Source organism: Sphingomonas pruni NBRC 15498, from assembly GCF_001598455.1.
In the GTDB taxonomy this organism is placed as follows: domain Bacteria; phylum Pseudomonadota; class Alphaproteobacteria; order Sphingomonadales; family Sphingomonadaceae; genus Sphingomonas; species Sphingomonas pruni.
On the sequence record NZ_BCYZ01000035.1, the window covers coordinates 20347 to 45678 of the forward strand.

Annotated in this window: 30 protein-coding genes, 1 other RNA gene and 1 pseudogene; 17 read left to right on the forward strand and 15 right to left on the reverse strand. The window is 64.9% G+C overall.

The features are described from left to right. Nucleotides 1-7 precede the first annotated feature (7 nt). The 5 genes from SPR01S_RS11915 to SPR01S_RS21255 form a co-directional block, all read right to left on the reverse strand. Nucleotides 8-373 (reverse strand): response regulator, encoded by a 366-nt coding sequence (locus tag SPR01S_RS11915; protein ID WP_066589882.1) that lies wholly within the window; start codon nucleotides 371-373, stop codon nucleotides 8-10. 62 nt (nucleotides 374-435) lie between these two features. Next, the gene (locus SPR01S_RS11920; protein ID WP_066589883.1) at nucleotides 436-879 is read right to left on the reverse strand and encodes a chemotaxis protein CheW; all 444 of its coding nucleotides are present in this window, start codon (nucleotides 877-879) and stop codon (nucleotides 436-438) included. After that, nucleotides 876-3188, reverse strand: a complete 2313-nt coding sequence (locus SPR01S_RS11925) for a chemotaxis protein CheA (RefSeq protein ID WP_066589885.1) — start codon at nucleotides 3186-3188, stop codon at nucleotides 876-878. The genes SPR01S_RS11920 and SPR01S_RS11925 overlap by 4 nt, the downstream gene beginning before the upstream one ends. A gap of 58 nt (nucleotides 3189-3246) precedes the next feature. Then, on the reverse strand, nucleotides 3247-3891 hold the full coding sequence (locus tag SPR01S_RS11930) for a histidine phosphotransferase family protein (protein WP_066589887.1): 645 nt from the start codon (nucleotides 3889-3891) through the stop codon (nucleotides 3247-3249). Nucleotides 3892-3954: 63 nt separating this feature from the next. Then, nucleotides 3955-4818, reverse strand: coding sequence for a Mov34/MPN/PAD-1 family protein (locus tag SPR01S_RS21255; RefSeq protein WP_157082198.1), 864 nt, complete (start codon nucleotides 4816-4818; stop codon nucleotides 3955-3957). Between the two features lie 18 nt (nucleotides 4819-4836). On the opposite strand from SPR01S_RS21255, the gene SPR01S_RS11940 reads away from it, so the two are divergent. From SPR01S_RS11940 to mtgA, 5 genes and pseudogenes are all read left to right on the forward strand, one after another. Continuing rightward, nucleotides 4837-5787: an RluA family pseudouridine synthase gene (locus SPR01S_RS11940; RefSeq protein WP_066589888.1), complete on the forward strand. Its 951-nt coding sequence runs from the start codon at nucleotides 4837-4839 to the stop codon at nucleotides 5785-5787. Nucleotides 5788-5857: 70 nt separating this feature from the next. Continuing rightward, nucleotides 5858-6760 (forward strand): RNA polymerase sigma factor RpoH, encoded by a 903-nt coding sequence (gene rpoH / locus SPR01S_RS11945; RefSeq protein ID WP_066589889.1) that lies wholly within the window; start codon nucleotides 5858-5860, stop codon nucleotides 6758-6760. Between the two features lie 127 nt (nucleotides 6761-6887). Next, the gene (locus SPR01S_RS11950; RefSeq protein ID WP_066589892.1) at nucleotides 6888-7571 is read left to right on the forward strand and encodes a hypothetical protein; all 684 of its coding nucleotides are present in this window, start codon (nucleotides 6888-6890) and stop codon (nucleotides 7569-7571) included. A 55-nt stretch (nucleotides 7572-7626) separates the two neighbouring features. Continuing rightward, nucleotides 7627-8820: pseudogene (locus tag SPR01S_RS11955) on the forward strand (flavin monoamine oxidase family protein); the annotation flags it as partial. A 117-nt stretch (nucleotides 8821-8937) separates the two neighbouring features. Then, nucleotides 8938-9645 carry a monofunctional biosynthetic peptidoglycan transglycosylase gene (mtgA, locus tag SPR01S_RS21260; protein WP_084251140.1) on the forward strand — a complete coding sequence of 236 codons (708 nt, stop codon included), beginning with the start codon at nucleotides 8938-8940 and terminating at the stop codon, nucleotides 9643-9645. A gap of 147 nt (nucleotides 9646-9792) precedes the next feature. Here mtgA and SPR01S_RS21585 read toward each other — a convergent pair whose 3' ends face one another. The 4 genes from SPR01S_RS21585 to SPR01S_RS11975 all read right to left on the reverse strand — a co-directional run bounded on the left by SPR01S_RS21585 (nucleotide 9793) and on the right by SPR01S_RS11975 (nucleotide 12871). Next, on the reverse strand, nucleotides 9793-10329 hold the full coding sequence (locus tag SPR01S_RS21585; RefSeq protein ID WP_157082200.1) for a hypothetical protein: 537 nt from the start codon (nucleotides 10327-10329) through the stop codon (nucleotides 9793-9795). 196 nt (nucleotides 10330-10525) lie between these two features. Then, on the reverse strand, nucleotides 10526-10849 hold the full coding sequence (locus tag SPR01S_RS11965; RefSeq protein WP_066589895.1) for a YbaB/EbfC family nucleoid-associated protein: 324 nt from the start codon (nucleotides 10847-10849) through the stop codon (nucleotides 10526-10528). Continuing rightward, entirely contained in the window at nucleotides 10846-12480 is a 1635-nt protein-coding gene (locus SPR01S_RS11970; RefSeq protein WP_066589896.1) for a DNA polymerase III subunit gamma/tau, read from the reverse strand. The genes SPR01S_RS11965 and SPR01S_RS11970 overlap by 4 nt, the downstream gene beginning before the upstream one ends. A 40-nt stretch (nucleotides 12481-12520) precedes the next feature. Continuing rightward, nucleotides 12521-12871 carry a hypothetical protein gene (locus SPR01S_RS11975; protein WP_066589897.1) on the reverse strand — a complete coding sequence of 117 codons (351 nt, stop codon included), beginning with the start codon at nucleotides 12869-12871 and terminating at the stop codon, nucleotides 12521-12523. 167 nt (nucleotides 12872-13038) lie between these two features. On the opposite strand from SPR01S_RS11975, the gene SPR01S_RS11980 reads away from it, so the two are divergent. Further along, a complete protein-coding gene (locus SPR01S_RS11980; protein WP_218016751.1) occupies nucleotides 13039-13452 on the forward strand; it encodes an NIPSNAP family protein in 414 nt (137 codons plus the stop codon). Nucleotide 13453: 1 nt separating this feature from the next. Here the strand turns inward: SPR01S_RS11980 and ffs are convergent. The 5 genes from ffs to SPR01S_RS12000 form a co-directional block, all read right to left on the reverse strand. Beyond that, nucleotides 13454-13551, reverse strand: an RNA gene (ffs, locus tag SPR01S_RS11985) — signal recognition particle sRNA small type. Between the two features lie 50 nt (nucleotides 13552-13601). Further along, nucleotides 13602-13802, reverse strand: coding sequence for a hypothetical protein (locus tag SPR01S_RS21590; RefSeq protein WP_157082202.1), 201 nt, complete (start codon nucleotides 13800-13802; stop codon nucleotides 13602-13604). A 111-nt stretch (nucleotides 13803-13913) separates the two neighbouring features. Further along, nucleotides 13914-14246 (reverse strand): 2Fe-2S iron-sulfur cluster-binding protein, encoded by a 333-nt coding sequence (locus SPR01S_RS11990; protein WP_066589899.1) that lies wholly within the window; start codon nucleotides 14244-14246, stop codon nucleotides 13914-13916. Then, nucleotides 14243-15322, reverse strand: coding sequence for a cysteine desulfurase family protein (locus SPR01S_RS11995; protein ID WP_066589900.1), 1080 nt, complete (start codon nucleotides 15320-15322; stop codon nucleotides 14243-14245). The genes SPR01S_RS11990 and SPR01S_RS11995 overlap by 4 nt, the downstream gene beginning before the upstream one ends. After that, a complete protein-coding gene (locus SPR01S_RS12000; RefSeq protein ID WP_066589904.1) occupies nucleotides 15319-16395 on the reverse strand; it encodes a cysteine desulfurase family protein in 1077 nt (358 codons plus the stop codon). Before SPR01S_RS12000 ends, SPR01S_RS11995 begins: the two co-directional genes overlap by 4 nt. Before the next feature lie 101 nt (nucleotides 16396-16496). Between SPR01S_RS12000 and SPR01S_RS12005 the strand changes: the two genes are divergently transcribed. The 4 genes from SPR01S_RS12005 to SPR01S_RS12020 all read left to right on the forward strand — a co-directional run bounded on the left by SPR01S_RS12005 (nucleotide 16497) and on the right by SPR01S_RS12020 (nucleotide 18798). Further along, on the forward strand, nucleotides 16497-17153 hold the full coding sequence (locus SPR01S_RS12005) for an alpha/beta hydrolase (RefSeq protein ID WP_066589905.1): 657 nt from the start codon (nucleotides 16497-16499) through the stop codon (nucleotides 17151-17153). Between the two features lie 93 nt (nucleotides 17154-17246). Further along, nucleotides 17247-17609, forward strand: coding sequence for a hypothetical protein (locus SPR01S_RS12010; protein ID WP_066589907.1), 363 nt, complete (start codon nucleotides 17247-17249; stop codon nucleotides 17607-17609). Next, nucleotides 17606-18280, forward strand: coding sequence for an orotidine-5'-phosphate decarboxylase (gene pyrF, locus SPR01S_RS12015; RefSeq protein ID WP_066589909.1), 675 nt, complete (start codon nucleotides 17606-17608; stop codon nucleotides 18278-18280). The genes SPR01S_RS12010 and pyrF overlap by 4 nt, the downstream gene beginning before the upstream one ends. 11 nt (nucleotides 18281-18291) lie before the next feature. Then, nucleotides 18292-18798: a GNAT family N-acetyltransferase gene (locus SPR01S_RS12020; RefSeq protein WP_157082204.1), complete on the forward strand. Its 507-nt coding sequence runs from the start codon at nucleotides 18292-18294 to the stop codon at nucleotides 18796-18798. Here the strand turns inward: SPR01S_RS12020 and SPR01S_RS12025 are convergent. After that, nucleotides 18765-19367: a P-loop NTPase family protein gene (locus tag SPR01S_RS12025; RefSeq protein WP_066589911.1), complete on the reverse strand. Its 603-nt coding sequence runs from the start codon at nucleotides 19365-19367 to the stop codon at nucleotides 18765-18767. The two genes, SPR01S_RS12020 and SPR01S_RS12025, sit on opposite strands and share 34 nt — an antisense overlap. A gap of 29 nt (nucleotides 19368-19396) precedes the next feature. Between SPR01S_RS12025 and SPR01S_RS12030 the strand changes: the two genes are divergently transcribed. The 7 genes from SPR01S_RS12030 to SPR01S_RS12055 all read left to right on the forward strand — a co-directional run bounded on the left by SPR01S_RS12030 (nucleotide 19397) and on the right by SPR01S_RS12055 (nucleotide 25218). Next, nucleotides 19397-20032 carry a phosphoribosylanthranilate isomerase gene (locus tag SPR01S_RS12030; protein WP_066589913.1) on the forward strand — a complete coding sequence of 212 codons (636 nt, stop codon included), beginning with the start codon at nucleotides 19397-19399 and terminating at the stop codon, nucleotides 20030-20032. A gap of 93 nt (nucleotides 20033-20125) precedes the next feature. Beyond that, nucleotides 20126-21367, forward strand: coding sequence for a tryptophan synthase subunit beta (gene trpB / locus SPR01S_RS12035; protein WP_066589916.1), 1242 nt, complete (start codon nucleotides 20126-20128; stop codon nucleotides 21365-21367). Further along, nucleotides 21364-21540 carry a hypothetical protein gene (locus SPR01S_RS21595; RefSeq protein ID WP_157082206.1) on the forward strand — a complete coding sequence of 59 codons (177 nt, stop codon included), beginning with the start codon at nucleotides 21364-21366 and terminating at the stop codon, nucleotides 21538-21540. Before trpB ends, SPR01S_RS21595 begins: the two co-directional genes overlap by 4 nt. Next, nucleotides 21537-22337 (forward strand): tryptophan synthase subunit alpha, encoded by an 801-nt coding sequence (gene trpA / locus SPR01S_RS12040; RefSeq protein ID WP_066589917.1) that lies wholly within the window; start codon nucleotides 21537-21539, stop codon nucleotides 22335-22337. Before SPR01S_RS21595 ends, trpA begins: the two co-directional genes overlap by 4 nt. Next, nucleotides 22334-23191 (forward strand): acetyl-CoA carboxylase, carboxyltransferase subunit beta, encoded by an 858-nt coding sequence (accD, locus tag SPR01S_RS12045; RefSeq protein WP_066589918.1) that lies wholly within the window; start codon nucleotides 22334-22336, stop codon nucleotides 23189-23191. The genes trpA and accD overlap by 4 nt, the downstream gene beginning before the upstream one ends. A gap of 188 nt (nucleotides 23192-23379) precedes the next feature. Further along, complete coding sequence (locus tag SPR01S_RS12050; protein WP_066589919.1) at nucleotides 23380-24708, forward strand: bifunctional folylpolyglutamate synthase/dihydrofolate synthase; 1329 nt, start codon at nucleotides 23380-23382, stop codon at nucleotides 24706-24708. Between the two features lie 66 nt (nucleotides 24709-24774). Beyond that, on the forward strand, nucleotides 24775-25218 hold the full coding sequence (locus SPR01S_RS12055; protein WP_245661977.1) for a DUF6628 family protein: 444 nt from the start codon (nucleotides 24775-24777) through the stop codon (nucleotides 25216-25218). The last annotated feature ends 114 nt before the right edge of the window (nucleotides 25219-25332 follow it).

Consider the following 25332-nt stretch of genomic DNA (forward strand, 5'->3'; position numbering starts at 1 on the left):
GGTGCTCTTAGGCCAGGCCGACGATCTGCAGCTTCGATTCCAGCGTTTCGCGATCGAACGGCTTCATCACATATTCGTCGGCGCCCGCTTCGATCGCGGCGCGGATATAGGCCATGCCGTTTTCGGTCGTGCAGAACACGACCTTGGGTCGGCTCGACAATGCGGTGTCGCGAAGCGCACGCAGGAAGTCCATCCCGCTCATGACCGGCATATTCCAGTCGAGCAGGATCACGTCGGGGACCGACGCCATGCAGCTGTCGAGCGCCTCCTTGCCGTCGGCGGCCTCGCTCACCTCGAAATTCAACGTCTCGAGGATATGGCGGGCGACCTTGCGGATCACCTTGGAATCATCGACAACCAGACACGTCTTCATGACCGAAACACCCCGTTACTAGGCCCATTGAAGGGCTTACCCCCTAAACCGTGATCACCCGGTTAATTGATTGCATTCGCGTCATTTGGCGGTCCGTGGACGAGCGCGGTGAGGTCGATCGCCAGAATCGGCTCGCCATCGCGCTCGACCGCCCCACAACCGGCCTGGCGCCACCCGGCGTCGAGCCCAATCCCCGACGGCAGTGGCGCGGCGACGAACGGCGCGACATCCTCCAGGCTATCGACCAGCACGGCATAATGATGCCCGTCGACCACCGTAATGACCGCACGCGATCCGGCGATCGCGAGCTTGGGCAGGCCGAGCGCGGCATGCGTATCGATGACCGTCACCACCCGGCTGCGCAACGCGGCCAGCCCGCGAATGTGGGGTGCTGCACGCGGCGTCGGGACGACCGCACCTATATCGACCACCGACTCGACCTGTGCCGAGTCGATCGCGACCCCGCGGCCGGCGATATGGGCGATCAGGAAAAGCTGTTCGCTCATGCCACATTCACTCGTTTGGCGACCGCCGCGAGCAATCCGGCGCGGTCGTAGCGATAAACGCGATCGTCGCCGCCGGTGTCGCGCCGATCATTGCTGAGACGCAGCACCCGGCCGTCGCGCGCCGCGGCCGGCGCGGCGTCGGTGGTCAGGATCACGGCCGGCTGTTCGTCGGCGCTCGCCTTGGTCGAAACACGATATCCGGCTTGCTCGAGCACCGGCTTCAGGAACGTGGCGATCCAGCTGTCGGACTGGCTGTCGATCAGGCAGAGCGGCGCACCTGGCCGGACGATGTCCTGCGCATCGGGACCGAGCAGCCATTGCGGATCGATCAGTTCGACCTGTTCGTCGCCGATCACGACGACGCCCAGGATCGGCCCAGGTTGCGCCGAGGGAGAGACGTCGGCCGGAATGGCGACGATGTCGACCGGCTCGGCGATCGCATAGGCGATCTCGGCGTCGCCATCCTTGATCCTCAGCACCGCGAGTTCGGCATGGCCTTCAATCTCGCCGAGCGCGGCCAGCGGAACGATCCGATCATCGACCAACAAGCGCATCCGGCCACCGCTGAACCGCACATTGGAGGCGTGGACCGTTTCGACGCGGTCGACGATCGCCAGCGGCACCGCGCGGCGCCGGCCGTCGAGATCGTTGAACAGCAGCGCGTCGGCCGAGATGGCCTCGGGCTCGATCGCTTCCTCCTCCTCGACCGCCGTGTCGCGCGCAAAGTTGATCCCCGCCGCCGCGGCGACCCCGGCACAATCGAGCAACAGCATTGGCGAGCCGCTGTCGGGCAAGGTCTGGCCGGCATAGATGCCCGTCGCCATCACCGCCGGCGACGCGGGCTTGATCACCAATTCCTCGTGATCGAGCACCGAATCGACCGCGACGGCGAAGCTGCCGCCACTGGCGCTGATGATCGCCAGCATGTCGGCCGACATCGGATCGGTGGCGCGCAGCCCGAGCAATGCGGCGAGATCGACCAGCGGCATACGGCGATCGCGAACCGTCGCCGCCGGCGTATCGCCCAGCAGGTCGACGCGGATCGCATTGCCGGAGACGTGAACGATTTCCTCGATCGCCTGGCGCGTGACAGCGAAACGCTGGCCGGCGATGCCGATGACGATCGCGGGGATGATCGACAATGTCAGCGGGACGTGGATGAGGATCCGCAGTCCGCGGTCCTTGGTGTTGACCAGGTCGATCCGCCCGCCGATCTGTTCGATATTGGCGCGCACGACGTCCATCCCGACGCCGCGGCCGGAAATCGCGGTAACCTCGTCCTTGGTAGACAGGCCGGGTTCGAAGATCAGGTCGATCTTGGCACGTTCGCTCAGCATCGACAGGTCGCGGCCGCGCGACTGCCCGGACACGGTGAGTTTCTGAACCAGCCGATCGGTATCGATCCCCCGGCCATCGTCGGCGACTTCCAGGATGATCTGATTGCCCGACTGGCGCGCGGAAACGACCAGCCGCCCGACTTCGCGCTTGCCCAGGGCACGGCGTTCCTCGGCGCTTTCGATGCCGTGGTCGATCGAATTGCGGATGATGTGGACGAGCGGATCGCGCATCATCTCGATCATTTCACGATCGAGTTCGACGTCGGATCCCTCGATCTGGAGTTGCACCGATTTGCCGACTTCGGCGGCGGTATCGCGCACCATCCGCGGCAAGGCGGAGAACAGCGCGTCGACCTTCTGCATGCGCGTTCGCGTCACGGTGTCGCGCATCTCCGCCACCGTCAGCGACAGGCGGTCGAGCGCGGCTTCAATCGTCGGATCGACATTCTGGTCGCGCATGCGACGCGCGAGTTCGTTTCGCGCCAGCACCATGTCCGACATGCCCGACATCATACGATCGAGCAGGTCGGTCGACAGCCGCACGCTGCGATTGCCGACACGCTGGCCGGTGGGGGCCTGTTGCGCGGCGGGGGCTACCGCTTCGGCGCCGGCATTGAGCGCGGCGATCAGCAACTCCTCGCCGCTATCGTCGAGCGCGGCACCGGCATCGATCGCCTCGACGATCTCGCCGATGCGGTCGACGATCGCCAGCACCGCGGTCACGAGCTTCTGGTCGGGCATCCGTTCACCCGAGCGAACCGCGGCAAGCACGTCTTCCGCGGCATGACTCAGGCGCGCCAGGCGCGGCAGATCGAGGAAGCCGCAGCTTCCCTTCACCGTGTGGACGAACCGGAAAATGGCATCGAGCCGCGCGCGGTCGGCCGGATCGGCTTCCCACGCGACGATCTCGCCCGAGAGAGCGTCGAGCGTCTCGCGAGTTTCGGCAATGAATTCCTGGAGCAGATCGTCCATGGGTCCCCGGGCTTGATGCGCGGAAGCGACCTTGGACGAACAGTGGTAAAAGAGACGTTTACCCGGCGCGAATTGTCACGCCGAAGAGCAGCACGGGAGCATCCGGCTCCGAAATCTGCACGCTGCCGCCACCGTCGCTGACCAGGGATTGAATCAGATAGGCCGCCGCGGCGCGCGGCGTGATGACCGTATCGCCCTGTTCGCCGAGCAACGTCGTGCGCAATTCCTGATCGAGCACCAACCGCGGCCCCTCCGCGCGCACCACCATTTCGATATTGCCCGCATTCTCTTCGGCGCCGATATCGAGTTGCCCGCCGCGCACCAGCGCGTCGCCGGCGATCAAGGCCAGATTGAGCAACACCTTGGTCGCGGGTTTGGGCAAGGTCGCTTCTTCGACCATCCAGCCGATCGACAATTTGGCATTGTCGCTGAACAACCCCTCGATCGCCGAGCGCGTCTCGCGCGTGTCGACCGTCTCGCCGAACCCGCCGGCCGCGCCGAACGCCAGGCGGAAGAATTTGAGCTTGTTGGCCGATGCCCGTGCGCTCTCGTTGAGCAATTCGAGACAGCGCGCGCGCATTTCCGGATCATGCTCGTCGGCAAGCAATTCGAGTCCGTTGTTGAGCGCGCCCACCGGGCTGAGAAGATCGTGACAGAGACGCGAGCAGAGCAGGCTTGCGAAGTCGACCGGGGTCATGGTCATTAGGGACGTTTCTTTCCTATAGTTATTGGCTTTCTGGCGCAGCGGGGCCCCGCCCGCAACCTCCTAAGCGCCCGATTCGGCAAGTCCGGCGAGCACCGATCGAGCTTCGTCATCGACGCCCTCATAGTGTTCAGCCTCGCTGGGATGCTCGGCCAAAGCTCGCAAATCATCCATCAGTCGTATTCGCGCGGCTCGCGGAAGAGCCGGCACCATCTCTCTGAGACATAACGATTTGTGGTCGCCGTCATTTCCCCGCAGGACCTTTCGGATGGGCTCCACCATCGGCTCGCCCAAGGTATTCAAATAGTCGATCAGCGCCCTACAAATCGGCGTGTTCGGATCGACGGTCCATACCATCAAATCATTGAGGATAGGCGCTATCGCCGGATATCCTGCTTCGGCGATCAACGGGACGATGTCATCGCCCTTGTCTTTGGGGATCAGGTGGCGGACTTCACCGGTCGCCATTGGGACATGCCGGAATCGCCGCGCCATGCCGCAAAAACTCGGTACCGCCGCCCGATAGCCATCGCGTTGCTCAATTCTGTATTCGCTACAACCGTAGAGCGGGGTCTCGACGAGTTGCCAAGCCGCGATGTCTTCACCGGCGACGATCACCCAGACCTTGCCGTCCGCGTCCGCAAGCTCGGTATCGCGTCGCGATGGCTCGACATTGCCATTGGGGTGCGAATGCCAATAGCCGATCAGTTGTGCCCCGCCCGCTCGCTCGGCGCGCAATGCCGCGAATAAGGCGGCCGGATCGATTTCAAACTCGGTTTCGGGCCGACCGGCGATGTTGCGAGCTTCCATCCAGCCATTGATCAGCCCGTTGCCGCCGAACAGTAACCCACATGCTTCTTCCGGATGCGCGGCGGCCGCCGCGGCGCGAATCCCAGCCAGGACCTCCCTTGAAATTTCCAACCTCATCCCCATCTTCCTACACGAATGGTTCCGGGGGTTTCCATCATCGAAGCAGTGGTTTCGGGCGCGGCCAAGGGCTGGCGGCTCGATCGGGCGCTGGCCGAGGCCGTGCCGACCCTGTCACGCGAGCGGCTGAAAGCGCTCATCTCGTCGGGCGCGGTCAGCGATCCGTCGGGCACGTTGATGCGCGATCCGTCGCGAAAGCTCGCGGGCGGCGAAACTTTTACCGTCACCGTTCCCGTCCCACGACCGGCGCATAACGAAGCGCAGGACATCCCGCTCGATATCGCGTTCGAGGACGAGCATCTGATCGTGATCGACAAGCCCGCGGGGCTGGTCGTCCATCCCGCCGCCGGAAATTTCGACGGCACCTTGGTCAACGCTCTGCTCCACCATTGCGGTGGCAGCCTGTCGGGGATCGGTGGCGTCGCGCGTCCCGGAATCGTCCATCGCATCGACAAGGATACGTCCGGCCTGATGGTCGCGGCCAAGACGGATCGCGCGCACGAAGGCCTCGCCAAGCAGTTCGCCGACCATTCGATCGATCGCCGCTATCGTGCATTGGTCTCGGGGCATCTGATGGCCGCCAGCGGCACGGTGGATGCCCCGCTCGCGCGCAGTCCGCAGAACCGCAAGAAGGTCGCGATCGTCCGGACCGGCAAACGCGCGGTGACGCATTGGCGCAAGATCAGGAGCTTGCACGAAGCCGACCTGGTCGAGTGCAAACTGGAGACCGGCCGTACCCACCAGGTGCGCGTGCACATGGCGTCGATCGGCCACCCCTTGATTGGAGACCCGGTTTATGGTAGAACAAAACAGGTTCACAGGAAGGTTCTGGAAACCCTGAATTTCCGCCGCCAGGCATTGCACGCGGCGCATCTCGGGTTCATCCACCCCATCACAAGAAACGCTTTGTCGTTCGATAGTGAAATCCCAGCGGACATGCGGGAACTGTTCGATACACTCAGCGATTGAGTTTTGTTGCAGTGCGGCACGTCGCCTCTGGAAGGGGCGTGACGGCTGCGAAGGTAAGGGAGACTAGATCATGGCAAATCGCAGCAACGTCCCCGCGACGATTCCTGCTCTCGGCGGAGAGGCAAGCCTCAACCGCTATCTGGCCGAGATCAAGAAGTTCCCGATCCTGACCCCGGAACAGGAATATATGCTCGCCAAACGCTTTTCGGAGCATGGCGATACCGAGGCGGCGGCGCAGCTCGTCACTTCGCACCTGCGTCTCGTGGCCAAGATCGCGATGGGCTATCGCGGCTACGGCCTGCCCGTCTCGGAACTGATCAGCGAAGGCAATATCGGCCTGATGCAGGGCGTGAAGAAGTTCGAGCCCGATCGCGGCTTCCGCCTCGCCACCTATGCAATGTGGTGGATCCGCGCCTCGATCCAGGAATTCATCCTGCGCTCGTGGAGCCTGGTGAAGATGGGCACCACCGCCGCGCAGAAGAAGCTGTTCTTCAACCTGCGCCGGATGAAGTCGAAGCTCGATGCGTTCGAGGATGGCGATCTGAGCCCCGAAAATGTGGCCAAGATCGCCAAGGATCTCGGCGTTACCGAGGACGAGGTCAACTCGATGAACCGCCGCATGGCGATGGGCGGCGACACGTCGCTCAACGTCTCGATGCGCGAGGATGGCGAAGGCCAGTGGCAGGATTGGCTGCAGGACGAATCGCCCCTGCAGGATTCGGTCGTCGCAGAGGCGCAGGAGGCGGATGTCCGCCATAACCTGCTGACCGAAGCGATGGACGGCCTCAACGAGCGCGAGCGTCACATCCTGACCGAGCGCCGGCTGACCGACGATCCCAAGACGCTCGAGGAATTGAGCCAGGTCTATGGCGTGTCGCGCGAGCGCGTCCGCCAGATCGAGGTGCGCGCGTTCGAGAAGCTGCAGAAGGTGATGATGCGGCTGGCCGGGGAAAAGCGGCTGATCGCGGCTTGATTACCGATCAATCGGTCCCCGGCTGCCGCTGTGCGCGGCGGCCGGGGAGATTGATCCATTATTGACCGATGTTCTTGATCCGTACTCCATGCTGAAGAATATTCCTCCGACATAACGGAGGGATAGCATGGGTGCGTTGATCATAATTCTGTGGCTGGTCGGGACCCTCGCGTCGATCTGGTTCATTATCCGGCCGTCGCCCGCGCTGCCAATGTATGCGACGCGCGGCCGCGCCATCGCGACCGGGGCGGCCATCTTCATCGGCCTGCCGATCATTGGCGCCGCCACAGGCATAACGAACATGGCGCCCAGCACGACCAAGACGACATCGACCGCGACTGCCGATTCCGGTGCTGCCGCCGACGGCAACAGCCGGGCCCCCGCTGCGCCAACCTCATCCTGGACCTATAATGAGGACAAGGACCAGATGCGCGGCACGACGGTCAAATACGCGCAAGTGCAGAGTAGCGAAAAATTTCCGAACAGCATCGGCGTAGGCGACGAGCAGAGCACGGTTCTCGAGGTGCAAAAGCAGGCCAAGGGTTATGACGTCGACATCATCAACCCCAATTTGCAATTTACCTGCAGTACGCTCGTCACCAGGCAGTTGGCGGTCAAGTTCGACGACGGCCCGATCGAACATTATAACTGCACCGGTTCGGTCGGAGACAAGTTCGGGCTGGCGTTCCTTACCAAGGGCGATGGGTTCGTTTCCAAGCTGCGAACCGCCAAGCGCGTGATGATCGAGGCCGAGGTATTCCAGCGCGGCAATGTGCAGATGAGCTTCAACGTCGCCGGCTTCACGCTCTGACGCTCATCGTCGGGTTGCGGGCTGACCGCCGCCCGATTCGCTCTATAGAGCGATCATGAGCAGCAAGTTCGTCGTTATCGGAGGAGGCGCCGCCGGTATCGCTGCCGCGCGGCGTATCCTCGATTCAAGCGCCGACGTGTTGTTGCTCGAAGCAAGCGGGCGGATCGGTGGACGGGCGCACACTGTCCGCGTCGGCCGTGAGGCGCTCGATCTCGGCTGTGCGTGGCTGCATTCAGCCGATCGCAATCCCTGGACGCGGATCGCGCTGGCGGAAGGGTTCCAGATCGACCGCACGCCGGCGCACTGGCGCGAACAATGGCGCGATGTCGGGTTTCCGCCCGCCGATCAGGAAGCATTCCAGGCGGCATATCGGCAATTCTCCGAGCGCGCTCTGGCCTATCGCAACGGGCCCGATCGGCCGCTGTCCGACTTCATCCAGCCCGATAATCCGTGGCGCCCGCTGATCGATGCGATTTCGGGTTATGCCAATGGCGCGAACCTGGGCGCCGTCTCGCTGCACGACTGGGCGGCGTATGAAGACGCCGCGAGCGACGACAATTGGCGCCTGGTCGAGGGCTATGGCACGCTCATCGCCGCTTACGGCAAGCGCCTGCCCGTCCGGCTCGATTGCCCCGTGTCGAGGATAGACCATCGCGGTCCACGCCTGCGCCTCGTGACGCCGCAAGGACTGATCGAGGCGGACCGCGTGATCGTCGCCGTGCCAACGCCGATCATTGCCGACGGCGACCTGACATTCGATCCGCCGATCGCCGCCAAGCATGAGGCCGCAGCGGCGCTTCCGCTCGGACTCGCCGACAAGATCTTCCTGGGCATTCGCGGCGAAGATTATCCGCACAATGCTCATGTGATCGGCAACCCGCATGCGGCATGCACCGCCAGCTATCAGATCGGCTATCTCGGCCGGCCGGTGGTCGAAGCCTTTTTCGGCGGCGACTGCGCCGAGGCGATCGAGCGCGAAAGCGACCTTGGCGCCGCCGATTTCGCGATCGGTGAGCTCGCCCGCCTGCTCGGCAACGACTGGCGATTGCGGCTCCAGCCGCTCGCCCGGACGCGCTGGCGCGCCGAACGCTTCATTCGCGGCAGCTATTCGCATGCCCGGGTCGGCCAGGCCGGGCAGCGCCGGGTGCTCGCCCAGCCGCACGACGATCGCATCTTCTTTGCCGGCGAGGCTTGTTCGGCGAGCGATTTCTCCACCGCGCATGGCGCGTACGAGACCGGCATCGCCGCTGCTGACGACGCTCTTGCCGCCGACCGCCGACCGCGGATAGTGGCGAGCATGCCGTTGATGACGGCGCCCTCGCCCAACCCGAGCGACATCGCGACGACACAGGCCGATTCCGATCCCATGCCCGCCCGAGCCAAACCCCGACGCCCCTTCCTACGCCGCCTGTTCGGCTGGATCTGGAAAGGCGCGCTCGCCTTCCTGATCGTCAGCGTGCTGTGGGTCGGCATCTACCGCTTCATCAACCCGCCCTTCACCTTCACGATGCTGGGCGACGTGCTGCACGGGCAGTTGATCACCAAGCAATGGATGTCGATCGACCGCATGGACCCCAACATGCCCCGCGCCGCGATCGCGGGCGAGGATGCGCGCTTCTGCCTGCACGACGGGTTCGACTTCAACGCGCTCAGGCAGGCCTATCAGCGCAACCAGAAAGGCGGCCGCATCCGCGGTGGATCGACGATCAGCCAGCAGACCGCGAAGAACGTCTTCCTGATCCAGGGCGGGGGCTATGTCCGCAAGGGGTTCGAGGCGTGGTTCACCTTCCTGATCGAGCATCTGTGGGGCAAGCGCCGGATCATGGAAGTCTATCTCAACGTCGCCGAGACGGGGATCGGCACCTACGGCGCCAATGCCGGGTCGATCCGCTATTTCGGCCACGACGCGTCGCGCATGTCGCCGACCGAGGCGGGGCGCATCGCCGCGGTCCTGCCGCTGCCCAAGAAGCGCGCCGCGATCGACCCGCGCGGCTTCGTCCGCCGTCATGGCAACGCGCTGGCGAAGTACGTCAACGTGGTGCGCGGCAACGGGCTCGACAGCTGCGTGCGGTAGTTTCGCATAAGCGCGAAAGCGCCAATCCGACCCACTGGGGCATACCTGTTCGGACCTGTGTGAATGTCCACTAGTGGTGGGAAGCGGACCGTCTGTTTTTGGTGGGGCGATGCTGGAAAGCCGCCCTTCGAACCAAAGTCTGTCGCGCTAACTCTCGCATTCGATGCCGCGCAGTCTCAGACTTCGGCACACTCGATCAAGAACCAAGTCATTGTCGAGATCGTCCACGAAGAATTGTCCGCGAGCCAGAGCCGCCATTCCGCTCGGGAGGCCATATAACGCTCCCCTATTTGCAGCAGAGCCTTCGAGATAGTACGCGAATGGGTTATCGGCGTTGATGTGCGGATCGTAGGCAAGCGGATGCTCCTCGACCCATCGCCCGAACTGCTTCCTGATCTTTGCAACGTCAGGGAACTGGCTAACGGGCATCGGCAGGAAATGGACTGATCCAGTTGTCCACATCACCCCACGACGAAATGACGGCGTGATCACCGTTACTACTGGCGATCGAGAGCCATCAATCGATCCGTCAACCTTCAGCGCGAGTGGTCCGGCGGCCCGAAAATAGAGCGTGTAGCCCTTCGCTGACGCAATCTCTTCTGGCGGACTTGGCAAAGCTCGAAACCATTGAAGCACTTCGCTGCTTTGGCAGGGTTCCTCAACAAACCAGAACGAAGCCGGCATGACGTGCCTATCCTTTAGACCATCCCGCACATTTCGTCGGGAAGGTCTGATTTATGGGCCTCGCCGGCTGTCGCGCAATGTCTTCCATTGGGGTCGCTTGCTGCCGTGCCGTTCGATCAGGCCGCAGCACCAGCCAAATGTACGGTTGCACGTAAATCCCGCTCTCGCGGTCAATGCGCAATCTGCGGTGATCCGCTCAGAACGGCAGCTTGAACCCTGGCGGCAGCGGCAGGCCCTGCGTCATCTTCGCCATTTCAGCGTTCGATGCCGCATCGGCCTTTGCCCGCGCGTCGTTGAACGCGGCGACGATCAGATCCTCGAGCATCTGCTTCTCGGACGGCTGGAGCAGCGACGGATCGATGTCGACGCCGATGATGCGGCCCTTGGCCGAGGCTTTGACCTTGACCATGCCGCCACCCGAGGCGCCCTCGACCTCGATCTGGTCGAGCCCGTCCTGCGCCTTGGCCAGTTCGGCCTGGACGTTCTGCGCCATCGCCATGATGTCTTCGAGACTCTTCATCCCAGTGCTTCCTTGTTGATGCGTTCGAGCACCGCGTCGGGGAATGTCTCCAACGCTGCCTTCACGATGGGGGTTTCCATGACCGCGGCGCGTTCCGCCTCTTCCTCGGCCTTGCGGCGTTCGGCAAGCGTCGCCTCGCCCTCGGCGTCCTCGGTCGTAACTTTCCACTTGGCGCCGGTCAGCTCGCCCAGCCTCCCCGCGAGAGTCGTCGGCAGATCCGCCGGCAAGGGCCGCGATGTGCTGAGCACCAGCTCGGGCGCCTCGTAGCGCACCACCCTGGCATTGGCGGTCAAATGCGACAGCAGAGCGCCGCCGCCATTGGCTCGGACCAATTCGACCATCGCGTCGAAACTGGCGGGCAGTGTCTGGACGGCAACGGGAGCGGGAGCGGACGACGGGGCGGTGCTCGTCGAGGGCGGCGCGACCGATGGCGGGATGCCCGACGCTATCTGCCGCGCGAGTTCGCCGGGATCGGGCAGGCTGGAGGCATGGACGACGCGGAGCAACGCCATTTCGCCGGCCTCGATCGGCAATGCGGCGCGCGCGACTTCTTCATGCCCCTTGAGCATCAATTGCCACAGCCGGTGAAGCGCCGGGAACGACAGTAACCGCGCCCAGCCCTGATAGGCGTCGCGCTCTTCCGCCGATTGCGCAGGATCGGCATCGCCGCCCAGCTTTGCCAGGGTCACCGCGTGGACCGTCTCGAGCAACCCGCGCAGTACCGATTGCGGGTCGACGCCGAGATCATATTGCCGGCGCAACGCGGCGAGCGCACCGGGTGCGTCGCTGTCGAGCAATAACGCGAACAAGTCCCGAATCGCGGCACGGTCCGATAGGCCGAGCATCGCGCGCACGGCAGTCGCGGTCACGCCGCCGCCTTCCATCCCGGCATGCGCGATCGCCTGGTCGAGGATCGAGAGACCGTCGCGCGCCGATCCGTCCGCAGCGCGCGCAACCAGCGCCAGCGCCTCTGGCTCCGCTTCGGCCCCTTCGAGTTCGGCGACGTACGCGAAATGCGCCGCCAATTTGTCCGCCGGAATGCGCCTGAGGTCGAACCGCTGGCACCGCGACAGAACGGTCACCGGCACCTTTTGCACTTCGGTCGTCGCGAGAAGAAACTTCACATGTTCAGGAGGTTCTTCCAATGTCTTCAGAAGTGCGTTGAACGCATTCTTCGACAACATGTGGACTTCGTCGATGATGTAGATCTTGAACCGCGCTCCGAAGGCGGCGAGCCGGGCGGCGTCGATCACCGCGCGCATATCGTCGACGCCGGTATGGCTGGCGGCGTCCATTTCGATCACGTCGATATTGCGGCCTTCGGCAATCGAGACGCAGGGCTCGCACACACCGCAGGGGTCGATCGTCGGGCCGCCCTGCCCGTCCGGGCCGATGCAATTGAGCGCTTTGGCGATGAGCCGCGCGGTCGAGGTCTTGCCGACCCCGCGCACGCCGGTCAGCAGAAAGGCGTGCGCCAGCCGCCCGCGCCGAATCGCGTTGCCCAAGGTCTGGACCATCGCGTCCTGGCCGATCAGCTGATCGAAATTCTGCGGCCGGTACTTGCGCGCGAGCACGCGGTACGCGGTATCCTTTGGCTGCGGCGGCTCGCCGAGATCGAAAGAGTCGGACATCACCGCCTATCTAGGGTCGGCGAGCCTGAATGTCGAAGCCTTACCAGCGACGGAAGCACACGCGATGTGGCCGGCCCCAGCGCCACGAGGTGCGGCACACGAGCCGCGATCCGCGCCAGCGATACGGACGTCCATAGCCGTAACGCGGGCGATAATAGCCGCGACGCCAGCCCGAGCGGTAACCGCCGTGCCAGCCGCGATTGCCGTTGCGCCAGCCATAATGGCGGCCACGATCGCGATATTGATCGGCCGTGGCGGCCGTGCCCGACGGCTGGGTCAGTGGCGTCGCGATCGAGGCTGGCTTGGTCAGCGCGGTTTCCGCTGCGGCGGGAGTAACGGCCGAAACGCCGGCGAGGGCCAGCAGCACGGCGAATATTTGAACGATACGCATACAGGACTCCTTTCCTTGTAGGTCAGAGGCACTGTCGCAATGCGCGAAGGCGCCGCCGTGTTCCGCTACCGTATCAAAATCCAGATCTTAGTCGATTGATTAGCCGCATTCTGGATGCAACTCATCTGCCCCACTGCGCGACGCATTTTTTGCGAAGGAGACGAGACTTGATCCGACCCCGCACTCTAATCCTGTCGCTCGCATTGGCGATCGGGACCATCCCGGCAGCCGCAGCGGAGACCGCGCCGGCGCCGCTCTACCAGTTACGCGCCTATCAATTATTCGAACCCAGCAAGGCCGTGTTCAATGCCCGGTTTCGCGACCATGCCATGGCGATCATGCGGCGGCACGGCTTCGACATCGTCGCGACTTGGGAGGCGTCTCGCGACGGCAAGCCCGAGTTCGTCTATCTGCTGCGGTGGAAGGACGAAGCGACGATGAAGGCGTCGTGGGCCGCATTCCGGGCCGACGAGGAATGGAGTCGGACCAAGCGCGAGACGAACTCTCCCGACGCGCCGATCATGGGCGAGATCGAGGATCGCACGATGCGGCTGACCGACTATTCGCCGCGATTTCCTTGAGATGGGTGGGAGCCGGAACGACCCGCAACGAAATCGTTACGGCTGCTTCCTTCCGGACCTGACCGGGTTGGCGACGATTGCGTCCGCCCGACTCCCGCCGCGCATATGGCGGGATCGAGCGGCGCTTTCAAGCAATTAGAATTTGGCGCTTACCAGCGCACGCGCACCTTGCGGCATGTCCGGACCTTGTGGCCATGATGCCAGCGCACTGTGCATACCTTCTTCCACTTCCACCCATGATGATGGCCATGGCTCCAGCGATCCGGCGCAGGCGCCGCGCTGGCGGAAGTAACCGGCGTGAGTGCCGACGCGGCGAGAATTCCGGCAGCAACAACAGCAAGAAGTTTCATGGCGTGTCTCTCCATGTTTTCATCCCCCCGGCGGGTCCAAACGCCTATCATGGGCGGACCGTTCCACGAACGGAATAATGTGTGCCCACGGTAAAACAGGCGGAATTTAGGTCAGCGCCCCTGCATATTCTTGGAGTCGGGCGGAATGCGCACGGTCAGTGTTTCGAGCGCGTCGCTCAGCCAGATCTGGCACGCGAGGCGGCTGTATCGTGTCGCGCCGGCGGCGAGGTCGAGCATGTCCTCTTCCTCCTCTACCGCGGGAGGCAATTTCGCGAAGTCGTCGGCATCGATGATCACGTGACAGGTCGAACAGGCCATCTGGCCTTCGCACGTCCCTTCGAGCGGCTCGCCGGCATTTTGCGCCAGGTCGAGGAGGCGATCCCCCGGCCGCGCCTCGACTTCGCGCGTGGCGCCGTCGCGCTCGATGAAGATCACGCGGGTCATACCGCGATTCTCTGCGCCCGTGCCGCGGCATCGATGCGCTGTAACGCGTCCACCAACTCCTCCTCGGTCGTATAGCGTCCGAAACCGATCCGGATGCTGTTGCGGGCCTGCGCGTCGCTCAAGCCGATCGCTTCGAGCACATGGCTAGGCCGCCCCGACCCGCTGGCGCAAGCCGAGCCGGCCGAGAAGGCGATGTCGCGCAGGTCGGACATCAATCGCGCGACGTCCAGCCCGTCGCGCCGGACGTTGAGATTGCCGCGATAGCGATGCTCGCCCGATCCGTTGACGATCCAGTCCGCACCCAGCGTTGCACGCGCCGCCGTCCACAACCGCTCGACATGCGCCGCGTCGGAATCGCGCCGCGCCGCCATTAGTGCCGCCGCAGCGCCAAATCCGGCGCACAGAGCTGGGCTGAGCGTGCCGGATCGCCCCGCCGCCTCCTGCCCTCCGCCATGAAGCAGCGGCGCCAGCTCTATCCCTTCGCGGATCCATAGCGCGCCGATACCCTTCGGTCCGTGGATCTTGTGCGCCGACAGCGCGATCAGATCGCAGCCCTCCGGAATCGCCATGCGGCCATAGCCCTGCACCGCATCGCACAAGAACAGGGCCCCAGCCTGATGCGCCAGCGCGGCCAATTCGGCGATCGGCTGGATCACGCCGATCTCGTTATTGACCAGCATCGCCGCGACCAGCTTTACGCCGGGGCGGATCGCCGCGCGCGCCGCGTCGATGTCGACCAGACCGTCGCTCCCCACCGGCAGCACCCGCGCCTTCCCCACAGCCTCGACGGTGTCGAGCACCGCGGCATGTTCGGTGGCGATGGTGACGATGGGGCCGCCGACGCCCTTGATCGCCCAATTGAGCGCCTCGGTCGCGCCGCCGGTGAAGCTGACATTGCCCCCGGCGGGCAGCAACGCGGCAACCTGCGCACGCGCAACCTCGATCGCCGCCTTGGCTGCCCGGCCCGGCCCATGCGCGGAATGCGGATTGGCATGCTGGTCGCGTAGCCATGGCAGCATCGCGTCGAGCGCCTCGGGCGCTAGCGGCGTGGTCGCCTGATAGTCGAGATAGATCATGCCGCGCGCGCCAACGATTGTGCGATGTCACGCCAGATGGCGACAAACGCGTCGAGCTCGGCGCGCGTCGTCGACCGCCCGAAGCTCACCCGCACCACTTGCTGCGACGCCTGCATGTCCCATCCCATCGCCGACAAGACATGGCTCGGCTTCATGCTGCCGCTCGCGCAGGCGCTCCCCGCCGAGACTGCGACCCCGGCCATATCGAAGCGGATCAGCTGTGTCGTGGCCGCGACGCCGGGCATGCGGTACGAACCGATTGCGGGATGGCGAAGCGCGCCGGCAAGCACCGGCTCGCCGCCCGACGCCTGGATCTCCTCGTCCAAATAGGCTCGCAATACCCGATACCCGGCGATGTCCTCGGGCTCGGCCAGCGCCGCCGCATAGCCGACGATGCCGGGCATATTCTCCGTCCCCGGCCGATATCCCCGCTCCTGCCCGCCAGTCGGATCGAGCGTCGCGAGGTCGCGAACGAGCAGCGCGCCGACACCGATCGGTCCGCCGCGCTTGTGCGCCGAAAGCGCGACGAAATCGGCGTGGCGCGCGACATCGCGATCGGTGCCGGCCGGCATCTGTGCTGCATCGACCAGGAGCAGATGACCGGCGGCGTGGACCTGGTCGGCCAGCTCGGAAATCGGCTGGCGAATGCCGGTCTCGCTATTGGCCCATTGTATTGCGACGACCGCACGCCCTTCCCCGGCCATCGCGGCGTCCAGCGCTTCGCGATCGACCAGCCCAGTCGAACCGACCGGAACCAGTGAGATATCGTACGCCGCGCGAAGGACGGCATCATGCTCGACCGCGCTCGCCAATCGGCGCGTCACCGCCGACCGGGTCATTGCGATCGCCAGCGCCTCACTCGATCCGCTGGTGAACAGGACCTCGCCGGCCCAGCCATAAGGCGCGGCGATTTGCGTCCGCGCCTTCTCCAACATCGCCTTGGCCGCGCGGCCCTCGGCATGCGGCGACGACGGATTGGCCCAGCGCGCGAATCCGCCAGCCATCGCCTCTCGCGCCGCCGGCAACAGCGGCGTTGTCGCGGCATGGTCGAGATAGATGCGCTCTGTGACCATTGGTCCGATTCGTTCCAATTGCGTGTTTGGGCCTGCTGCCTATATAGCGCGCAACCTTTAGCGCCACACCGGCGCCTCTGCGGCTAAAAGAACAGGATACGATGCCAGAAGTCATTTTTCCCGGTCCCGAGGGCCGCCTCGAAGGTCGTTTCGCCCCCGCGCCGAAGCCGCGCGCTCCGGTCGCGATGATCCTGCATCCCCACCCGATGTCGGGCGGCACGATGAACAATCGCATCGTGATCGAGCTCTACAAGACCTTCCAGCGCCGCGGCTTTGCGACCTTGCGCTTCAATTTCCGCGGCGTCGGCAAGAGCCAGGGCGTGTTCGACAACGGCATCGGCGAATTGAGCGACGCGGCCTCGGCGCTCGACTGGGTGCAGAGCTTCCATCCCGAAGCCTCGACCACCTGGGTCGCCGGGTTCGGATTCGGTGCCTGGATCGGCATGCAATTGCTGATGCGTCGCCCCGAAATCCGCGGCTTCATCTCGATCGCGCCGCCGGCGAACATGTTCGATTTCACGTTCCTCGCCCCCTGCCCGGCTTCGGGCATCATCATCCAGGGCGAAAATGACGAGGTCGTCACCCCGATCGCGGTGCAAAAGCTGGTCGATAAATTGCGCACCCAGAAGCACATCACGATCCACCACGACACGATCCCCAAGGCGAACCATTTCTTCGAGCACGAAATGGGCGAGCTGATGGGCAGCGTCGACAAGTATCTGGATATGCGGCTCGACCCGAACTCGCCGATTCGGTGAGCCTGAAGCCAACCCCTTCGGTCCTCCCCGTCGTCGACGGGAGGATCGCGGGAAGTCTGGCCAAACTGGACCGGTCCCGCTAGCGTCCCGCGCATGCAGTTCCTCAAGATCCTCTTCTGGTGCCTGATCAGCTTCGCCGCGGCGATCTTCACCTATGGCAATTGGAGCTGGGTGACGATCAACCTGTGGGGAGGGCTGGTCGCGGAAGTGAACCTTCCCTTCATGATGTTGTTCATGTTCCTGGCCGGGGTGATCCCGACCTGGCTCTATTACCGGACGATCCGCTGGCGCCTGTCGCAGCGGCTGACGACGGCGGAGCGGATCATCGCTGATCTCAAGCCCGTGGTGCCGATGGGTGCCGATCCCGGCCCCGTGCTTGCCGCGCCGGTCGAAGCGACCGCACCGCCGACGCCGCCCGAGCCGCCGAGACAGCCGCCGCTCGAGCTGACTCCATGACCAGCCGTATCTACGTCGCGCTCGACACTCCCGACATCGACAAGGCGAAGGCGATCGCCACGCGCGTGCGCCATCATGTCGGCGGAATCAAATTGGGCCTGGAATTCTTCATGGCCAATGGCCGCCATGGCGTGCTGGAAATGCACGACCTCGGCCTGCCGATCTTCCTCGACCTCAAACTGCACGACATTCCCAATACCGTGGGAAAAGCGATCCAGGCGCTACGCGGGCTCGAGCCGGCGGTGCTGACGGTCCATGCCAGCGGCGGACGCGCGATGCTCGAGGATGCCAAGGCGGCGGCGCCGAGCAACACCAAGGTCGTCGCGGTGACCATGCTCACCAGCCTCGACGAGAACGACCTGCGCGCGACGGGCGTAACGGGGTCGGCGCACGACCAGGTGCTGCGCCTGACCGAACTGGCGATGGACGCCGGGGTCGACGGCATTGTCTGTTCGGGCGAGGAAGTGAAAGCGGCGCACAAATTGTGGCCCAAAGGTTTCTTCGTCGTGCCGGGAGTACGCCCAGCGAACGGTGCGATTGGCGATCAGAAACGCGTAGTGACGCCGCGCGCGGCGGTCGATGCCGGCGCCTCGATCCTGGTCGTCGGCCGCCCGATCACCGCGGCGGAAGACCCAGACCTCGCCGCGCGCGAGATCGGCGCGACGCTGTAGGGGCTATCACCATGCCCGACCTGTCGGTTCGCGTCGCTCGACGCCACGACCTTGTGACGCTGCAGCCACTGATCCAGCGCGCCTATCGGGGCGACGATGCGCGCGCCGGATGGACGCATGAGGCCGATCTGCTCGATGGCGAACGGATCGGTATCGACGAACTGGAGGCGATGATCGCGGATCCGGCCGAGCGACTGCTAATCGGGTTCGACGGCGAGCGCATGATCGGCTGCGTCCGGGTCGCGAACAGCGGCGGGGGGCTCGCTTATCTGGGTCTGCTCTGCGTAGATCCGCAGTTACAGGCGGGCGGCTATGGCAAGCAATTGATCGCCGCCGCGGAACAGACCGCGCATGAAGCGTTCGGCGCCGACCGGATCGAGATGACGGTGATCGACCGTCGCGTCGAGCTGATCGCCTTCTATGAGCGCCGCGGCTACGCCCATGCCGGCACGCGCGACTTTCCGGTCGTGGTCGACCCGCCGCTTCACATGGTCGTGCTGGAAAAGCCGCTCGACTGAGGGATTAGCTGCGCCCCGGCGGCGGCCCTCTCCAACCCCTCGACCTGCAGTTGCTCAGCGAATGTGGCCTGTTCACTGCGCGAGCAAAGCCAGATCGTCCGCACACCCGAATCGGCGAGCGCGGCAAGCATCTTTGGCCGCTGCCGCCGGCGAAAAGTCGCGACCCAGTGGAGGAACCCGAGGTCGAATTTCTCCGGACATCCCTCGCCCATGTCCGGACGCACGCGGCCATGGGTCGATACGATCCGCTTCATCACCCGCATCAGGCAGACTTGGGTCGGCAAGTCGAGGAAGATCGCGAGGTCGGCACGCGCCAGCCGCTCAGTCAGCGAGTCGCCATATTGACCGTCGATGATCCAATCGGACCGGAGCGCCATCTCCGCGAGCCGGGCTTGCCAGCTGTCGCGGTCGGGCTCGGTCCAGCCGGGCTGCCAATGCTCTTTGTCGAGATGTACCACGGGCAATCCGGTAACCTCGCCCAGTAGGCGTGACAGCGTCGACTTGCCCGCGCCCGAGCTGCCGATCACCGCGATGCGGCGGAATGGCTGTTTTCCGTGATGCATGGTCATCCGCCCTCCGACCTGTCTATAGCGCCGCCATGCCTCGCGTCACCGCCAAGATCTGCGGCCTCAGCACGCCCGAAACGCTCGACGCCGCGATCGCCGGCGGGGCGAGTCATGTCGGGCTGATGTTCTTCGCCCCTTCGCCGCGCAATTTGTCGTTCGACACCGCCGCAGGCCTCGCCGCCCGCATACCGGCAAGCGTGTCGCGCGTCGGCGTGTTCGTCGACCCCGACGACGCCCTGCTCGAAGCCGCGATTGCGGCCGGCAAGCTCGATGCGGTGCAACTCCATGGCGCTACACCCGCTCGTGCCGCCGCGATCAAGGCGCGGATTCCCGTGTGGGTGGCCATCGCGGTCAAGACGCGAGCCGACCTGGATAGCGCGCTCGACTATCACGGCGCGGCCGACAGGATTCTGTTCGACGCCAAGACCCCCGAAGGCGCGACCCGGCCGGGCGGCATGGGGATCAGGTTCGACTGGAGCCTGCTCGACGGGTTCCGCCACGCCATGCCCTGGGCGCTATCGGGGGGACTCACGCCCGATAACGTGGCTGAAGCCGCAGCGCGGACCGGCGCGACATTGATCGACGCGTCATCCGGGCTCGAAACCGCCCCCGGCGTCAAGGATGTGGACAAGATCGCCGCGTTCCTTAAAGCGGTCGCGCAATGCTGATGCCGATCCTCCCTGCCCCGCGCATTCCGCAACGATGGCGCTGATCGCTGTTCGAAGCGATTGGACCCATGTTGTGATGAGGAAATAACGGTAATGTCGGACCCTGCTCTTTTGTCGAATTCGTACCGCACCCAGCCCGACGATCGCGGGCATTTCGGCCAGTTCGGCGGCCGCTTCGTCGCCGAGACGCTGATGCCGCTGATCCTCGACCTCGAACGCGAGTATCGCGCGGCGCAGGCCGATCCCGCGTTCGCGCAGGAATTCGACGATCTGCTCGAACATTATGTCGGACGCCCAAGCCCGCTCTACTTCGCCGAACGGCTGACAGCCGCGATCCGCGCGGGCTCCGAGCCCGGCAAAGGCGCGCAGATCTGGTTCAAGCGCGACGAGCTCAACCATACCGGCGCACACAAGATCAACAATTGCATCGGCCAGATCCTGCTCGCGCGCCGCATGGGCAAGACGCGGATCATCGCCGAAACGGGCGCGGGCCAGCATGGCGTCGCCACCGCCACGGTCTGCGCGCGCTTCGGCCTGCCCTGCGTCATCTATATGGGCGCCAAGGACGTCGAGCGGCAGCAGCCCAATGTGTTCCGGATGAAGCTGCTCGGCGCGGAAGTGATCCCGGTCACCAGCGGCGCCAACACGCTAAAGGACGCGATGAACGAGGCGCTGCGCGACTGGGTCGCCAACGTCCACGACACCTTCTATATCATCGGCACCGCGGCGGGGCCGCATCCCTATCCCGAGTTGGTCCGCGATTTTCAGTCTGTGATCGGCAAGGAAGCGCGCGCGCAGATGCTGGCGCGCATCGATCGGCTGCCCGACCTGCTGGTCGCGGCGATCGGTGGCGGATCGAACGCGATTGGGCTGTTTCATCCCTTCCTCGACGATCCCGACGTGAAGATGCTCGGTGTCGAGGCCGCGGGCGAAGGGCTCGAGCGCAAGCATGCCGCGAGCCTGGCGGGCGGCTTCCCCGGCATCCTCCACGGCAACCGGACGTATCTGCTCCAGGACGACGACGGCCAGATCGCGGAGGCGCACTCGATCTCCGCTGGGCTCGACTATCCGGGCATCGGTCCCGAGCACGCATGGCTCAAGGAAACCGGCCGCGTCGACTACACCTCCGCGACCGACCAGGAAGCACTCGACGCCTTCCAGCTCTTGTGCCGCACCGAGGGGATCATCCCCGCGCTCGAACCTTCGCACGCCATCGCCGCCGTGACGAAGAAGGCACGGGAAATGGACGAGAATCAAATCATCCTGGCGAACCTGTGCGGGCGCGGCGACAAGGACATCTTCACCGTCGCCGAAGCGTTGGGGGTAGAGATATGACGCTGAACTTGCGTCAGGCCGTCACCAGTGCGGTGGTCGGCGGCATCGCCGCTATCCTCGTCGGCTTGTTCATACATCATGGCGCCTTGAGCAGCAGCCAAGTCGCTTTTGCGGCCGGCCTGGGCGTGGCCATCGGCGCCTCGCGCCTTGTCGAGGTCTCAAAAAAGCGATGACCCGCCTTTCCAACGCTTTCGCCAAGGGCCATCCTGCTCTCGTCGCGTTCGTCACTGCCGGCGATCCCGGCCGGTTCGCGACCGGACCGATTCTCGACGCACTCGTCGAGGGCGGCGCCGATGTGATCGAGCTCGGCATGCCATTCACCGATCCGATGGCGGACGGCCCGGCCATTCAGACAGCGAATTTGCGCAGCCTCGCGGCGGGCACGACGACGGCGGACATCCTCGCGATCGCCATGGCGTTTCGCCAGCGCCATCCGACCGTGCCGCTGGTGCTGATGGGCTATGCCAATCCCATGACCCGGCGCGGCGCCGACTGGTTCGCCGAACGCTGCAAGGAAGCGGGCGTCGACGGCGTGATCTGCGTCGACATCCCGCCCGAAGAGGATGATTCGCTCGGACCGGCGCTTCGCGGGAACGGCATCGACCTGATCCGCCTTGCCACCCCGACCACCGATAGCGCCCGTCTGCCCCAGGTGCTCGATGGCGCCAGCGGCTTCCTCTATTATGTCTCGGTCGCGGGCATCACCGGCAAACAGCAAGCGGTGCAGGCCTCGATCGAGGAAGCCGTTGCCCGGCTCAAGGCCGCCACCAACCTGCCCGTCGCGGTCGGATTCGGTGTGCGCACGCCCGATCAGGCCGCCGCGATCGCGCGTGTCGCCGACGGCGTCGTGGTCGGCTCGGCGATCGTCGAACTGGTCGGCGAGTATGGCAAGGATGCGGCCGAGCCGGTCCGCGCCTATATCGAGAGTCTCGCCGGCGCGATCCGCGCCGCAAGGAAGGAAATGGCATGAGCTGGCTGACCAACGTCCGCAATGCGCTGTCGTACGTCATCCCCAAGAAGGAAAGTCCCGACAATCTCTGGCACAAGTGCAAGGGGTGCGGGCAAATGGTGTTCGCCAAGGAACTGGCCGAAAATCTCTACGTCTGTCCCAATTGCGCCTTTCATGAGCGCATCGGGCCCGACGTGCGGTTCGCGCAGATTTTCGACCCCGGCTCGTTCACGACGCTGACCCCGCCCAAGGTACAGGACGACCCGCTCAAGTTCCGTGACCAGAAGAAATATACCGACCGCATCAAGGCGGCGCGTGCCGCGACCGGCGAGAGCGACGCGCTGATCAACGCGACCGGGACCATCGAGGGCCGCAAGGCGGTGGTCGGCGTCCAGGATTTCGCGTTCATGGGCGGATCGATGGGCCTCGCCGTGGGCGAGGCGTTCGTCCGCGGGGTCGAAGCGGCGATCAGCGAAGGTGCGCCCTATATCATCTTCACAGCGGCGGGCGGTGCGCGGATGCAGGAAGGCATATTGAGCCTGATGCAGATGCCGCGCGCGACGGTCGCGATCCAGATGCTCCATGACGTCGGCCTGCCCTATATCGTCGTGCTGACCGACCCGACCACCGGCGGCGTCACGGCGAGCTATGCAATGCTCGGCGACGTGCAGATTTCGGAACCCGGAGCGCTGATCGGCTTTGCCGGCCAGCGGGTGATCGAACAGACGATCCGCGAGAAACTGCCCGAGGGATTCCAACGCGCCGAATATCTGCTCGCGCATGGCATGCTCGACATGGTCACGCCGCGCGCGGAGCTGCGCCCGACCCTGGCGCGGCTGATCGATTATGTCGGCGGACAGCGGAAAGCGGCCTGAACAACTCCCCTCCCGCTTGCGGGGAGGAACTCACTGCCTGTAACTGGTCAATCATGCCCCCGGCATGATTGAGAAATGCGCGGGGCGTATTTCGGCCAGTTGCAGGCAGCGAGTTGGGAGGGCATGTGGCGTCCGTGGTAGCGAACACGCCCTCCCCTAACCCCTCCCATAAATGGGAGGGGAAGTAGATGCCTGATCACGCCGTCTCGTCCGACCCTGCGGTACAGCGCCAACTCGATCGGTTGTGGGCGCTTTCCCCCGGCGCCGACATTCTCGGGCTAGAGCGGATCACGGAATTGCTCGACCGCGTCGGCAATCCGCACGAGCGCTTGCCGCCGGTGCTCCATGTCGCCGGCACCAACGGCAAGGGATCGACCTGCGCCTTCCTGCGGGCGGCGATCGAGGCGGCTGGCTACACGACGCACGTTTATTCGAGCCCGCATCTCGTGCGTTTCAACGAGCGCATCCGGCTCGCGGGCACGCTGATCGAGGATGCCGTGCTGGCACCCCTGCTCGAGGAAGTGCTCGATGCCGGCGGCGATATCGGTGCGAGCTTTTTCGAGGTGACGACTGCCGCGGCGTTCCTGGCCTTCGCCCGTACCCCCGCCGATGCCTGTATCGTAGAGGTCGGACTGGGGGGCCGGCTCGACGCGACTAACGTCATTGCGCAGCCGATCGTCACCGGCATCGCTCAGCTTGGCATCGACCACGAGCGTTTCCTCGGCACGACGATCGAGGACATCGCCGCGGAAAAGGCTGGCATCGCCAAATCGCAAGTGCCGCTGGTCACCATGCGCTACGCGCCCTCGGTCGAAGCCCGGATCAATGCGGTCGCGCGAACCGCCGGTGCCCCCGTGTCGCCCGAAGGCAGGAACTGGTTCTGGGCAGCGGATGACGGCCACCTCACGTATCGCGACGCCGCCGGCAAGGTGCAGACACCGCTGCCCGTGCTGGTCGGGCCGCACCAGCCCGGCAATCTCGCTCTGGCGATCGCCATGCTCCATCATCAGAAGACGCTGACCATTCCACCGGAAGCCTTCATTGCTGCAGCCGAACACGCCACCTGGCCGGCGCGGATGCAATTGCTCGGCGACGGGCCGCTGACGCGCATATTGCCAGCGGGCAGCGAGATCTGGCTCGATGGCGGCCACAACGCAGCCGCCGGTGCCAGCGTTGCCGAGGCGCTGCGCGAGGTGCTCGATCGTCGCGACACCGACGGTGCACACATGATCGTCGGCATGTTGTCCAACAAGGATCCAGCAGGACTGTTGCGCCCGTTCGCGGGGTTGGCCACGAGCTTTCACGCCGTTCCGGTCGGCGGCCATGAATGTCATAGCGCCGAGGTGCTGCGCGCGGTCGCCAGCGACATCGGCATCAGGCCGCAGGCTGCGGAGACAGTGGAGACCGCCCTGCACGCGATCGCCGATGACGCCGAGGGACCAGTGACAGTGATGATCCTCGGCTCGCTTTATCTGGCAGGCGAAGTGCTCGCGGCGAACGGCGAAGCGCCGGCATGACAAATTATTGCGATTGACTATCAATAGCGAGTTTCCGACTATGCGGCTCCACCACGGAGTCGCTCGATGGCCCCTTCCCCAATGCCCGCCTCGCTGGTCAGCGAAGCCCTGCCGCACAGCCTGCCGGAAAACATGGCCGCGCGCCTCCTGCTCCTCGCGATCCGGCGGATGGGCGCGCATGGGCTCAACGATGCGGTCGCCGCCAACACCTTTCTGAGCGCGTTCGGCACAGGGTTCCGCCGGCCGCTAATACTGGCACGCGCCTTCATGGCCGAACTCGCCGCAACCTCGACCACGACGATTCCGATCGCGCCGTGCTGCTGCGCCCGAATGACTTGGGCGGAGCAGACGATGATCACCGCGATCGGCCATGCGGAGCGTCGCCCCGAAACCGCGCGCCTGCTGCTCGCCGACCTGATGGCGCAGCGCCGTGCCGATGCCATCGTAGCGACGGCGGCAGCGCTGTCCGCGGCATTCGCGGATGCGGGTCTGCCGATCGGCGTTGAGTAGGAGTTGGAAAGATCGATCCTAGATCAATCCTCCCCCGCCAGGGGGAGGTGGCGCGCGAAGCGCGTCGGAGGGGGAGGACGCAGGCCGTTAGTTGGTGGCGTCCGGCCCCCCCCC